This window comes from Paenibacillus ehimensis NBRC 15659 (assembly GCF_004000785.1).
GTDB classification, from domain to species: Bacteria; Bacillota; Bacilli; order Paenibacillales; family NBRC-103111; genus Paenibacillus_G; species Paenibacillus_G ehimensis.
On record NZ_BILX01000046.1, the window covers coordinates 19,695 to 31,808 of the forward strand.

Genomic DNA, 12,114 nt, shown 5'->3' on the forward strand with positions numbered 1-12,114 from the left:
CCGTGAATGAGCGCGACGGCGATCGGCAGGAAGAACAAAATCGCCATCTAGCGAAGCAATTACTTAAAAAATGAGGCCATTTCCTCCCCCAACCCTCCACAAAAAATGGACATTTCCGTTCCCATGAAACGGATGTCCACATGAAGGCGTTCATGCGGTTTGGGACATATGGGTTATCATCCAACGACAGCAACAGCTAACCGCCAAGATAAGCCGTCTTGACCTGCTCACTGGAGGCTAACTCCTCCGGCGTGCCGGAAAGGACAACGCTGCCTGTTTCAATGACATAAACGCGGGTGGCGATGGATAACGCCAGATTGGCATTTTGTTCCACCAGCAGAACAGTCGTACCGTTGCGATTGATTTCTTCGATAATGGCAAAAATCGTTTTCACAAGCAGCGGCGCAAGCCCCATGGAAGGCTCGTCAAGCAGCAGGAGCTTGGGGCGCGCCATCAGCGCCCGTCCCATAGCTAACATTTGCTGTTCACCGCCGGACAGCGTCCCGGATAGCTGCTTGCGACGCTCATGCAGACGCGGGAAGAGTTCGAATACTTTTTGCAAATCATGCCGAATACCCATTGTATCTCTTCTGACGTAGGCGCCCAGTTCCAAATTTTCCAGCACGGACATATTCGCAAACACACGGCGGCCTTCCGGTACATGGGAAATTCCCGCTTTGACAATATCTTGCGCCGTTTTCCCGTTCATCGAAACGCCGGTATAATGGATGGAACCACGGTTAGGCTTTAGCAGACCGGAAATCGTTTTCAGAAGCGTACTTTTGCCTGCCCCGTTGGCTCCAATCAAGGTAACAATTTCTCCATGACGAACATCCAGCGTGACCCCTTTCAGAGCTTGAATATGCCCGTAGTACACATCAATTTGCTCCACGTTCAACATGGTTGCTTGCTACCTCCTCTCCCAAGTAGGCCTCGATCACCTTGACATGGTTGCGGATGTCCTCCGGCGTTCCTTGCGCAATAAGCTGTCCGTGATCCAGTACGTAAATCCGCTCGCAGATGCCCATGACCAGCTTCATATCGTGCTCAATCAACAAAATCGTCAAATCCAGTTCATGGCGGATAAACGCGATCAATTCCATGAGCTGGCGCGTCTCTTGTTGATTCATGCCTGCCGCAGGTTCGTCCAGCAAGAGCAGCTTGGGCCCGGCGGCCAACGCCCTGACGATTTCCAGACGGCGCTGTTGTCCGTAAGGCAAGTTCTTAGCCGTTTCATGCATGCAAGTTTCCAATTGGAACATCCGCAGAAACTGAATCGCCTTCTCTTCCATTTCTTTCTCACCGGCAAAATGGGACGGAAGCCGCAAAATAGAGCTCACCATCGAATGCTTGGCCAAGGAATGGTAGGCGATTTTCACGTTGTCCAATACGGAAATCTCATTAAAAAGTCGAATATTTTGGAAAGTCCGGCTAATGCCCATGCGGGTAATTTGATAAGGAGCAAGACCGTTCAGTCGCTTTCCTTCAAGTAAGATTTCTCCTTCCGTCGGTACGTACACACCGGTCAACAAATTAAAACTGGTCGTTTTTCCGGCCCCATTCGGTCCGATAAGCCCTACCAGCTCGCCTTTGCGGATTTCCATATGAAGACCGGAAACGGCTTTCAACCCGCCAAATTGCATACCGACACCGCGAACGTGAAGCAATGGGTTATTTTCCATACGCATCCCTCCGTTTCGTCGCCGTCCACTTGCGCAAGTATGAGGTTATTTCCGTGGTCCCCATCAATCCCTGCGGACGATACAGCATGACAGCGATCAGGATGACGCTGTAAATCATCATTCGCGTTTCCGGATAGCCTTGCAGGAAGGTAGACACAATGGTCAGCAATATCGCCGCCAAGACGGCGCCCGACAAACTGCCCAGCCCCCCCAGAACGACAAAGATTAAGATGTCAAACGACTTCAAGAACCCGAAATTTGTCGGTTGAATCATATAAAAGTTATGGGCATACAGCCCGCCGGCAATTCCCGCGAAAAAAGAACCGATCGTAAAGGCGACCACTTTGTAGTACGTGGTGTTGATCCCCATAGCATCGGCGGCAATTTCATTTTCACGGATCGATATGCATGCCCGTCCATGTGTTGAATTCGTAAAGTTCATAATGACCAGCATGGTAATAAAGAGACATAAAAACGTCGTTGTCCAGGTTGTCAAATGCGCCACCTGCATGCCGGCCGCGCCCCCGACATATTCCATGTTAATGAATACGACCCGAATAATCTCGCCGAAGCCCAGCGTGGCAATCGCCAAGTAATCGCCCTTCAGGCGCAAGCTCGGTATGCCGACCAGCAAGCCTGAACATGCAGCCACGGCTCCTCCGGCTAGCAATGCGGCAGGAAACGGAAGATGAAATTTCATGGTCGCAATAGCAGCGACATAGGCGCCAACAGCTAAAAACCCGGCATGTCCGATAGAAAACTGCCCCGTTATCCCAATGACCAGATGCAGGCTGACGGCTAAGATCATATTGATCGCGATAAAAATCAAGGCATTCGTATAAAAAGGGGTTAACCATTCCACGTTGATCAGCAATTGAACGCTGCCATAAATGACTGCAGATAGAATGAGAAATAACCAAAAGGCTGCCTTATTTTTCATCACTATGCGTCACCTAAACTTTCTCTCGCATATTTTTCCCCAGCACGCCAGACGGTCTGAAAATCAGGATCAAAATAAGAATAATAAAGGCTGCGGCATCCCTCCACGGAGAATAGCCCAAAGCGCTTACAAATGTTTCTACCGTTCCCAGCACGAGGCCGCCGATGACGGCACCGGGAATAATGCCGATGCCACCCAGAACAGCGGCAACGAAAGCTTTGAGACCGGGGACGACGCCCATCAACGGTTCTATTTTCGTATAGTACATCCCGAAGATAACGCCTGCTGCCCCTGCCAGTGCAGAACCGATGGCGAAAGTAGCCGATATCGTCCGGTCTACATGGACGCCCATCAAACGTGCTGCTTCCGCGTCATGAGATACGGCGCGCATCGCCTTGCCAATTCGGGTCCGATACACCACCCATTGCAAAATGATCATTAAGACGATAGAAATCAGCAAAATATACAGCGATTGGCTGCTGATCGAGGCGCCAAAAATCGTAAAAAACTGATTCGGGAATGCGCTCGGGTAAGCTTCAGGCTGGGCGCCACGAAGATAAATCGTGCCGTATTCAATAAGAAGCGATACGCCGATTGCCGTAATCAACGCAGCGATTCTCGTCCCGTTCCGCAGCCGCTTGTAGGCGACCATTTCAATCAGCACGCCAAGAATTGCGCACACCGCCATTGAGAGAAGCAAAGCGGGGACGATGCCCATGCCCCATCCTTTAATTGCATAGAAGCCGACAAACGCACCAATCATGAAGACATCGCCATGCGCGAAATTAATCAGTTTGATAATGCCATAAACCATCGTGTATCCCAGCGCAATTAATGCATAAATGCTCCCGAGCGAAATGCCGTTGATAATTTGCTGTGCCCAGTCCATCGTACTCAACCTCCGAACCGCTCAGACTCGAATTAGATTGATCTTCAAAAAACGCAATGGGAGGAGGCCCTCCCACGGCCCTGTCGAATGCTTTATGGATTCACTTTAGTTCTAAACGTTTGCTTCCCTTCCTTATATTCCAATACAGTTGCCGTCTTGATCGGATTGTGCTGCTTATCGAGCGTAATTTTGCCGGTAACCAACTGCAAATCTTTCGTTTGCGCTAAAGCGTCCTTAATTTTGCTTCCGTCGGTCGAGCCCGCGCGCTTGATGCCGTCCGCCAACAAATAGACCGAATCGTAGCCCAAGGCGCCAAACCCATCCGGAGCTTTGCCGCTGTACTTGCCTTTGAACGCTTGGACAAAATCCTGAATCATCTTATCCGGGTCTTCGGACGAATAATGATTGACTATATACGTATTATTCAAAGCAGCGGCGCCAGCCAAATCCACTAATTTGGGAGAATCCCATCCGTCAGCTCCGACAAGCGGTATGGTAATTCCCAATTCGCGCGCTTGCTTCACGATCAAGCCCACTTCTTCATAATAGCCGGGGATAAAGATCGAATCCGGGTTCAGCGATTTAATGCGAGTCAATGTCGCACGGAAATCGGTGTCCTTCGCGACATACGCTTCTTCGGCAACGATCGTCCCTCCGGCTTTCGTGAACGTTTCTTTGAAAGAAGCCGCCAGCCCTTTCGCATACTCACTGGCGCTGTCTGCAAAGATAGCCGCCGACTTCACCTTCAGTTCGCCGGACACAAAGTTGGCGGCAACGCGACCTTGAAACGGATCGATAAAGCAGGTCCGGAACATATAATCGTTGACGCTCCCGTCCGCTTTCAGCGTGACATTCAGACTGGTGCCTGTAGGCGTCAGAAGCACGGTTTTGTTATTGGTTGCGACTTGCGCCTGCGCAACCGTATTGCCGCTAGTGGCTGCGCCGATAATAGCTGCCACCTTATCTTGGCTGGTCAATTTGATCGCCGCATTGGTTGCTTCAGCCGCATCCGACTTATTGTCCACTTTGATGACTTCCAATTTCTTACCGTTAATGCCGCCGCTTTTGTTCAAGTTTTCGACAGCCAGATCGATACCCTCGGCAATCGACTGACCGTATGAAGCTACCGGACCGGAAAGCTCTAAGTTGGCCCCGATTTTAATAACGTCCCCAACTACCGCATCGCCCGACTTTCCCGTCTTTCCTTGCGTCCCTCCGCATCCCGCTACGAGTCCCGCTAGCGCGAACCCCATTAGCAGGTGCAGCGCTTTTTTCCTAGTTCCTTTTCCCATACGTTGCTGTTTCATACATACCCTCCTCTTGGCGATCCTTCCCTATTGGTGCAAGCGCATGTGTAAAAACATGCAGTTGTTCTTAATACTATTATTCAGCGCGAACAACTAGTACTACATCCAATGGTTTATTATCCATTTTCCACTGCTTCTCATAAGCATCGAGGTCATAATCGCTCATGCACTGCTCCACCATGCTAGACGACGAATTTCTCTTTTTGCGGCAATAAGAGTCATGAAAAAAGGAATTTACCACTTCTCAATGGCAAATTCCTATTTTAATATACTACGGGTTACCCAAAGTAGAGTATACGTCTGCAACTGAATTTCCCCAGTTTCTAGCTTCCCACTCCAAGTTGAACTTTTAGGAAGCGTATTTCCTTTCTTACTAAGTCGATCTTACTATTGGGTTCGCCGTTAGTCGCTTTGAGTCTGTACGTAAGTAACATTAATTGTAGATAAAAACACGTATTTTATTTACATAATATTTTTTATGTTAACAATGAATGACCCGTCTTTAGTAATGTGGTCCCTTCCATATCATTAACCTTATGTTTGAACTGCATTGAAATTTTTTTTCGAAGCGTGCCCCTTATTTATTTTTGGTTGAATTTTAACTGGAACGTACGCGCTTCATCGTTCTTGAATGACGCAATCTTGACGTACGCTCCAGCTTTCATAGCAGACATCTTATCGGCCGCCCCGCCTACTTCATCTTGATCGAATTCACGAGATCGTTTGCAACGGATTGCCACTCCGCTTTCTTCTTTACCGGGCAAGTGATTTCGATTTCCAAAAACTCTCCGTTTAAAACTCCCCACGATGTCATGGCGTATTTATCTTTAGAATCCGCTTCGACAACAATAAGCTGCCTGCCATTCACTTTAATCACTTCCTCACGGAGCAGCTTAGCGTCTGTATAATTTTGTTTCATAATGGCAGCAAGCTTCTGCAAACTTCGAGTCACATCTTGATCCGTTGTCGATTGTTCGGGATCATGGTGGATCCTAATCGTCACTTCTTCGCTCTTATCCTTATAGATAACCTCCCCTGTTTTGCTTGATTTGTCTTTGAACCCTTTTGGAATCAAAATTTCCAGTTGTTCGGAAAATAAAAGCTTTGTTTCATACTTGCCGTCTGCAACCGCAGCAGGATCAGGCTTCGGCGATTGGGATGCAGGGGACGATTGTGTTGTAGACGATTGAGTTTGTGTTTGTTGCCCATCGATCATCTTGCTTGATTCCTTGCTTGGCATCGTGTCGGGTTCGGTTCCAAAACAACCCGCCATCGTGGCTGTCAATACAACAAGTAGGGAGAATGTCATCCATTTTTTCATTGAAAATCTTCCTTTCTTTGTGAGCCTGTGGGAGATTTATTCGTTGATATAAGTCGTAACCCGGTTCTGGATCAACTTCGCTACGTCATCGGCTGATTTCTGTCCGCTGAAATATGCCTTGGCTTCTTCAGCTATAATAGATTGAATCTTGCTATCGTCCGTAATGAAAATATTCGCGTCCGCAATCATCTGCTTCAGCGCTTGAATGCCCTCGGCAGATACAGGAACTTCTGTCCCTGAGTAAGTCGTCGCCGAGCCTTTAGTGGCCAATTCCCCCAAGATCTTCTCATTGACCAGCTTGTTCACGGAGAACCCTCGCAGCCGTGGCTGTGCTTGAACGTCTTCGGACAGCAGAAACTTGATGAACTCCCAAGCTTCCGGCTTAACCTTCGAGTTCGCGTTCATAGCGATCGACTTGTTCCCCCTGAACGAAACCCCCGACTTCTGACCGTTCACATGCGGCTTCGAATACACTTTTCCTTGCTCAAAAAATTGAGCAGGCCCGGTAAAATATTCATCCGGTGAAATGAGAAGATTCGGATAAAAATAAGCATCTCCGACATTGACCGTGCCTGCTGTAATCACTTTGTCGTCATACATCGTCTTCACCTGCTTAAGCAGGTCGGTAAAGAACGGCGACAAAAAGTCGGCTTTGCGTTTGGACGTATCGACCAGTGTCGAATAATTGTCCGCAACGAGATAGCCGAGCATTTGCTCAGGAGGCGTATTTCCCATCGCATAGCGACCCTCCTTGCTATTCAGCAGCTTTCCGGCTTTCGCGAACTGACTCCACGTCCAATCTTTATCGTCAATTTGGACTCCTGCTTTCTTGATGCCTTCGGAATCCCCGGCCAATGTATCGAGGAAAAACCGTGTTGGCAGAGCGTAGAGGCCGCCGTTCATTTTGACATGTTCAAAAATGTTCATATAATAGTGGTTCGAATCGAACGACTTATCGTTGTTCATAAATTCATTCAGGTTGACGAGCGCGTTTTTGTTGACGTATTTCCCGACTTGCAGCCCGCTCACGTCCAGATCGATCAAATCGGCTCCCTTACCGGAAAGCAGCTGCGTATTCGTGGTTTGAACATATTTCTCAAGCTTCCCCTCCTCATTCCCACCCTCCGCTGCATACTCCTTTATTTCAATCATGATATCCGGATGCTTTTCCTCGAATTTCATCTTCGCCTGCTTGTAGAAATCGCTCGTCTCATACACGGATAGAACAACTTTTTTGCGGCCATCCTTGGTATCATTATTCGTAGTTTTATCGCTCCCGCTGGAGCACGCTGTTGAGGAAATCGCTAGTACTGCGCAACTGAGTGCTGTCAACCATTTTTTCAAAAGAAACCCTTCTTTCGTTTATTATGGCGAGTTCAAAAAACTCTATTATGGATGTGCTCTACTTCATTCTGACTCTCTGCCCATCCGCTAACGGTTCACTGCTTTCGACGACGATTGCTTGATGCGGAGATGCACCGGCTAGCACGACGGTTTCGCTGTCATTCGAATCGCCCGTTTCGATCTCTATCTTGTGGACGTGGTAGGTGTTGCCGAGCGCCCCTTTCTTCTCCTCCACCACGTATACGTACGGGCTACCATTCACATGACGGATCGCCTTGTTCGACACGAGGATGCCGCCCTTTTCAGCCGATGTAACGGTTAAATGTACACTTGCTTGCTCGCCGCCTTGCAGTTCTTCTCCATGCACCGTCACAAGCAGGCGACTGCTCCTGGTAGCCGTTGCCTTCTGCTGCTCACCTCCTTCAATCAGTGACACAGGAGAGGCTGCTCCGACATGAGCATCGGAATGTTCCATTGCCGCAACCGTACCTTCCACTCGTTTGGTGACGTTGCGGCTTTTTACGTCCACGTTAAGCTTATCGCCGGGCTTCAGCTGTTCGGTGGCGGAGACGGGAAGCAGGAATGCCGCCTGGTACCCCAAGCTCGTGTTGGATAGACGCACATCGAAGCTATCTTTTGCGGATGGCATACCCTCAACTGCATTTACCTTGGCGACTACGCCGTCGAATGGCGCGACGATTTGCCGATTGATTTCAATATTTTGCTGTAAGTTGCTTATCTTTCTCTCTTGAACGCCGATTTTCAGCTGCGCGATCTCGATCTCCCGTTTGGCGGTGCGCTTACCCGAATCGTCGCCGTTTTTTGTCGCTTCGACGTAACGCTCCTTCGGCCCCTCCAGCTCTAGCCTCATCTGTGCGAGCATCGCTTGCTCATCCTGCAGGAGGCTATCGGCGGCCCGATTTTCATAAGTGACCAGCACTTGATCCTTCTTTACCCGGTCTCCTGCTTTAATGCGGACGCTGCTTACAATCCATCCCTGGGCGCTTGAAAGCTCGATCTCGTTCGCAGGCCGCAGCGTTCCGCTGGCCCGAAAGCTTTGAACAAGCTGGCCTTGTCTTCCGATCTCCGTCCAAACTTTGGGGAGATTCATCGTCCACAGCGTATTGCTGTATAACGTAAGAATCAGCAGTGCGCTAATAAATAAAATGATGAGCAGCCGGAGCATTTTTGGGTGACCTGCAAGTGTTTGTTCTACATCGCCCGGTTCCACACACCATTCCCCCTTACCCTTTAATACCGGAAAGCTGAACGCCTTGTACGAAATAAGACTCCGCATACAGAAACAAGAGGACAATCGGCGACATATACATGACCGATGCGGCGAAGCCGACCCCTATGGCCTCCTGTTGAATGCGCGATAAATACAGCGATAGCGGCTGCTTAAAGGCATCATCGAGAAAAATTAACGGCTGCTCCACCATATTCCAGTAATCCACGAACAGCAAAATGACGAGCGCCGCGATCCCCGGCTTTAATAATGGGACGATGATTCTGGAGAAAATGAATGGATGCGATGCACCGTCCATAATGGCCGCCTCGACATAAGCATACGGAACGGAAAGCATGAACTGGCGCAGCATGAACACAGCGAATGCGGAGAAAATGCCCGGGAAGATAATAGCGCCAGCATTGTTTCCAAGCCCCAGGATGTCAGCGATGATATAGTTTGGGACAAGCGTTACCTGAAAAGGCATTAGCATAGCCATCAAATATACCATGAACAACGCTTCCCTTCCCCGATATCGCAGCATGGCAAAAGCGTATGCAGCAAGCGCTCCGACAACGGCCTGTCCTGCTATGATCGGCACTACCAACAACACAGAGTTCCAGAACATGTTCAAGAAGATCGGCGTCTCCAGCAGTATTCTCCCGTACTGTTCGAACGATACCCAGTCAGGTATGAGCTTTAAATTAACAAATAGGTCCTTGGCCCCTGATCCTGCATCCGGCATTTTGCCAATGAAGCCGTAATTGCTTGCGATCTCCCTCTCGCTCATAAGCGAATTCGTGACCGGAATGACCAGCGGCAACATTATGATCAACGCAGTTGCCATGAGAAACAGAGACCGTGCAGTTTTATGAAAAACGTTCATCTTCTTCACCCCTCATTCCATGAATCGCCTGAACCGACGTTCAAGCGATTGCATGCCGGAGACGATGGCGAGTATGCAAATGACCATAAGAACGGCTGCCGCGGTTAGCTTTTGTACATCCAATGACATAAACATATTGTTCATATAGTGCTGCAGCATATAAATGCTATCGTGCGGATAGTTTCCGGCAATCAAGTACGTTTCACGGAAAATACGGAACGAGTTAATGATCGATATCAGAACGACGAAGAACATCGTCGGGGTCAAATAGACGAGCGTAATGTTGAACAGCTTCCGAACAGGTCCGGCGCCTTCCAGATCGGCCGTTTCATAATAATCCTTCGGAATGCCCTGCAATCCCGCCAGAAACAGGATCATGTTGTAGCCGACGTACTTCCACAAATAAACGATCAGCAGCACAGCTCTTGCCCATTCTGACTTCATCCAGTCGATCCGCCCCCAGCCCAGACCATAAAACCACGCATTAAGCGAACCGTTCCAGTCGAACACAATTTGCCAAATCATCACCACGGAGGCGACCGGCACGACGAGCGGCAAAATATAAGCTGTCCGCACCCAACGTCGGAGATATACATTTCCATTCAATAGCAACGCCAGAACCAGTGACACTAAGATGAGAAGAGGCACACTAACGGCTGTGAACCACAATGTGTTCCATGCCGCCTTGCGAAACGAGCCGCTGCCGAGCACCGTCTCATAATTAGCCAAGCCGACGAACATTCCTCCGCTCGTCTTATCCATAAACGAATACACAATGCCTATTACAAACGGGATTAAATAAAATAGGGAGAAGCCAAGCACGCTCGGCGCCAAAAAACCCATAGCTATTACACCTTGCTTGCGCATCAATCGCTGAAATCGCAAACACAACGACATTTTCACCTCCCTCCTTCGGACCGGATAAATCCCAGCTTTCATTACCGTGGTGTATTTGAGCCGAATAAAGACGAGATGAAGACGAAGTCAGATGATCTAAAGTTTGGTTTGATCCTCGTCATATTTTCTAGCGGTTTGTTGTATTAATTCGTTACTTTTTACCAATTTCAAGCTCCTTTTTCGTTGTAAATATTGAGAATACGATTGTTCTATTCGTTTGGAAATGGCCGGATTTGCATTCAGACGGCCCTCACGAGTAAGCAGCTTACACACTATATTGTCTCTGTATCGGAAAAAGGTTCGGTTCTCTTCTTATTTTTTGTGGCGACTGCATTAAGAGAGATGGGACAAAAAAACGATCTTTGTGTTTTTTCAATCTCTTCTGCATGAAAATGAGCGGATTCTCTGAATCAAGAATCCGCTCATGCCGTTGTGTGTTATTCCTAATTGTCCTTTCGATACATTCGCAAGTTCTTGAAGTGCGCCTCAGAATAATTGCCTTTCGAGATTCCGTTGTTGTACGTTCCGTTCTTGAAGTACCATTCACGGTCAGTAGTATTGTACTGTCGAGTTTTCACCAAAACATCGTTGATCCAGATGCGTCCTACACCGGTTGCAGGATTAAAGGCACATTTGAGATTAAACCAAGTGCCTGCCATGTTTGTCGCGATGCTAGTAGAATCGCCATTGTTACGAATGTTGCCATCGGCCGTTGCCTGAATATAGATCGGTTCGCCGCCAGTGTTGCTCTTGATCTGCATAATGGCGGTCTTTTCCGTTCCAGGCTCGAACATGACGTCGGCCTCCCACATATTGTCTTTGTTTTGATCGGTCCAATTATCCCAGCGCATCTCAACCCGCTCCTCACCTGCGTAAACCCGGGTAGTATAAACACCATTTACGATCCAAAATCGTTCGGACATAGGCGCTCCTGTCCTGTTCTGTACGTAATAAGAATTCGTGTCCCAAGGTATCTCGGTCCAGCCGGCCGTAACTGTACTTCCAGTTATGACAATGCGGTCCAAATCCGGCGAATTCGCCGCATTATTATAAAATTTAATCGTATTGTTTCCAGCATCCAACTGTAACGTCACAGAAGTTTTTACAGGGGTGCCCCAGCTTGAACCACTCAGCGTTTTTTGCGTTCCTGTTCCACCATTGACACTGATGTAAAAGTCTCGCGTGCCCTTTACTAGGAAGTAGATATCCATATTGTACGAACCTTTACTAATTACATTGACATTCTGTGTCACATAATTCGTCGAGCTGCTGCCAATATGCCCAACCTTGAAACCGCCGGAGCAAGCCGTACAAGTAACTGAGTTCGCCGTTCCGCTCATGGTTCCGTTTTCCGCCTCATACGACGTGGAGGCCGCATTTACACGTTCCGGCGACACTGAGAAAACGGTTAACAAAAAGAATACCCCCAGACAAAAGACCAAAAACGTGTGGAAAAGCTTCGTTCTCATGAATAAATGACCTCCCCTTAATTATAGTTTTCGCTTTCGTTTAAGACCCATATAATAGCGTATGTAGATCCTGCCGCAGTAATTATTAGTACTTAAAAGAAGTAAACAAAGCGTTGGATTGCTTTATTTTCCTTTGTCCCTCACGTGCGCC

Annotated in this window: 11 protein-coding genes; all 11 read right to left on the minus strand. The window is 48.4% G+C overall.

Annotated elements, in window-relative coordinates; all coding sequences use genetic code 11:
* Nucleotides 1-196: 196 nt before the first annotated feature.
* The 11 genes from PEH01S_RS22560 to PEH01S_RS22610 all read right to left on the minus strand — a co-directional run bounded on the left by PEH01S_RS22560 (nt 197) and on the right by PEH01S_RS22610 (nt 11,963).
* Complete coding sequence (locus PEH01S_RS22560; protein WP_025845551.1) at nt 197-901, minus strand: ABC transporter ATP-binding protein; 705 nt, start codon at nt 899-901, stop codon at nt 197-199.
* On the minus strand, nt 879-1,682 hold the full coding sequence (locus PEH01S_RS22565) for an ABC transporter ATP-binding protein (RefSeq protein ID WP_025845549.1): 804 nt from the start codon (nt 1,680-1,682) through the stop codon (nt 879-881). The genes PEH01S_RS22560 and PEH01S_RS22565 overlap by 23 nt, the downstream gene beginning before the upstream one ends.
* Nucleotides 1,672-2,622 carry a branched-chain amino acid ABC transporter permease gene (locus PEH01S_RS22570; protein WP_025845548.1) on the minus strand — a complete coding sequence of 317 codons (951 nt, stop codon included), beginning with the start codon at nt 2,620-2,622 and terminating at the stop codon, nt 1,672-1,674. Before PEH01S_RS22570 ends, PEH01S_RS22565 begins: the two co-directional genes overlap by 11 nt.
* Before the next feature lie 13 nt (nt 2,623-2,635).
* Nucleotides 2,636-3,511, minus strand: coding sequence for a branched-chain amino acid ABC transporter permease (locus PEH01S_RS22575; RefSeq protein WP_127488141.1), 876 nt, complete (start codon nt 3,509-3,511; stop codon nt 2,636-2,638).
* A 92-nt stretch (nt 3,512-3,603) separates the two neighbouring features.
* Nucleotides 3,604-4,803 carry an ABC transporter substrate-binding protein gene (locus PEH01S_RS22580; protein WP_174807160.1) on the minus strand — a complete coding sequence of 400 codons (1,200 nt, stop codon included), beginning with the start codon at nt 4,801-4,803 and terminating at the stop codon, nt 3,604-3,606.
* Between the two features lie 706 nt (nt 4,804-5,509).
* The gene (locus PEH01S_RS22585) at nt 5,510-6,139 is read right to left on the minus strand and encodes a hypothetical protein (RefSeq protein WP_127488143.1); all 630 of its coding nucleotides are present in this window, start codon (nt 6,137-6,139) and stop codon (nt 5,510-5,512) included.
* A gap of 36 nt (nt 6,140-6,175) precedes the next feature.
* Entirely contained in the window at nt 6,176-7,321 is a 1,146-nt protein-coding gene (locus PEH01S_RS22590; protein WP_246063034.1) for an ABC transporter substrate-binding protein, read from the minus strand.
* A gap of 220 nt (nt 7,322-7,541) precedes the next feature.
* A complete protein-coding gene (locus PEH01S_RS22595; RefSeq protein WP_127488145.1) occupies nt 7,542-8,714 on the minus strand; it encodes an efflux RND transporter periplasmic adaptor subunit in 1,173 nt (390 codons plus the stop codon).
* A gap of 13 nt (nt 8,715-8,727) precedes the next feature.
* Nucleotides 8,728-9,597 (minus strand): carbohydrate ABC transporter permease, encoded by an 870-nt coding sequence (locus tag PEH01S_RS22600; RefSeq protein WP_036714318.1) that lies wholly within the window; start codon nt 9,595-9,597, stop codon nt 8,728-8,730.
* A gap of 12 nt (nt 9,598-9,609) precedes the next feature.
* Nucleotides 9,610-10,464, minus strand: coding sequence for a carbohydrate ABC transporter permease (locus PEH01S_RS22605; RefSeq protein WP_127488177.1), 855 nt, complete (start codon nt 10,462-10,464; stop codon nt 9,610-9,612).
* A 473-nt stretch (nt 10,465-10,937) separates the two neighbouring features.
* Complete coding sequence (locus tag PEH01S_RS22610) at nt 10,938-11,963, minus strand: CBM35 domain-containing protein (protein WP_127488147.1); 1,026 nt, start codon at nt 11,961-11,963, stop codon at nt 10,938-10,940.
* Between the last annotated feature and the right edge of the window lie 151 nt (nt 11,964-12,114).

Coding starts and splice junctions, on each gene's coding strand:
- PEH01S_RS22585 (WP_127488143.1), bottom strand. CDS start 6,139: ATGAAAAAATGGATGACATTCTCCCTACTTGTTGTATTGACAGCCACG.
- PEH01S_RS22560 (WP_025845551.1), bottom strand. CDS start 901: ATGTTGAACGTGGAGCAAATTGATGTGTACTACGGGCATATTCAAGCT.
- PEH01S_RS22570 (WP_025845548.1), bottom strand. CDS start 2,622: ATGAAAAATAAGGCAGCCTTTTGGTTATTTCTCATTCTATCTGCAGTC.
- PEH01S_RS22610 (WP_127488147.1), bottom strand. CDS start 11,963: ATGAGAACGAAGCTTTTCCACACGTTTTTGGTCTTTTGTCTGGGGGTA.
- PEH01S_RS22575 (WP_127488141.1), bottom strand. CDS start 3,511: ATGGACTGGGCACAGCAAATTATCAACGGCATTTCGCTCGGGAGCATT.
- PEH01S_RS22590 (WP_246063034.1), bottom strand. CDS start 7,321: ATGAAATTCGAGGAAAAGCATCCGGATATCATGATTGAAATAAAGGAG.
- PEH01S_RS22600 (WP_036714318.1), bottom strand. CDS start 9,597: ATGAACGTTTTTCATAAAACTGCACGGTCTCTGTTTCTCATGGCAACT.
- PEH01S_RS22580 (WP_174807160.1), bottom strand. CDS start 4,803: ATGGGAAAAGGAACTAGGAAAAAAGCGCTGCACCTGCTAATGGGGTTC.
- PEH01S_RS22565 (WP_025845549.1), bottom strand. CDS start 1,682: ATGGAAAATAACCCATTGCTTCACGTTCGCGGTGTCGGTATGCAATTT.
- PEH01S_RS22605 (WP_127488177.1), bottom strand. CDS start 10,464: ATGCGCAAGCAAGGTGTAATAGCTATGGGTTTTTTGGCGCCGAGCGTG.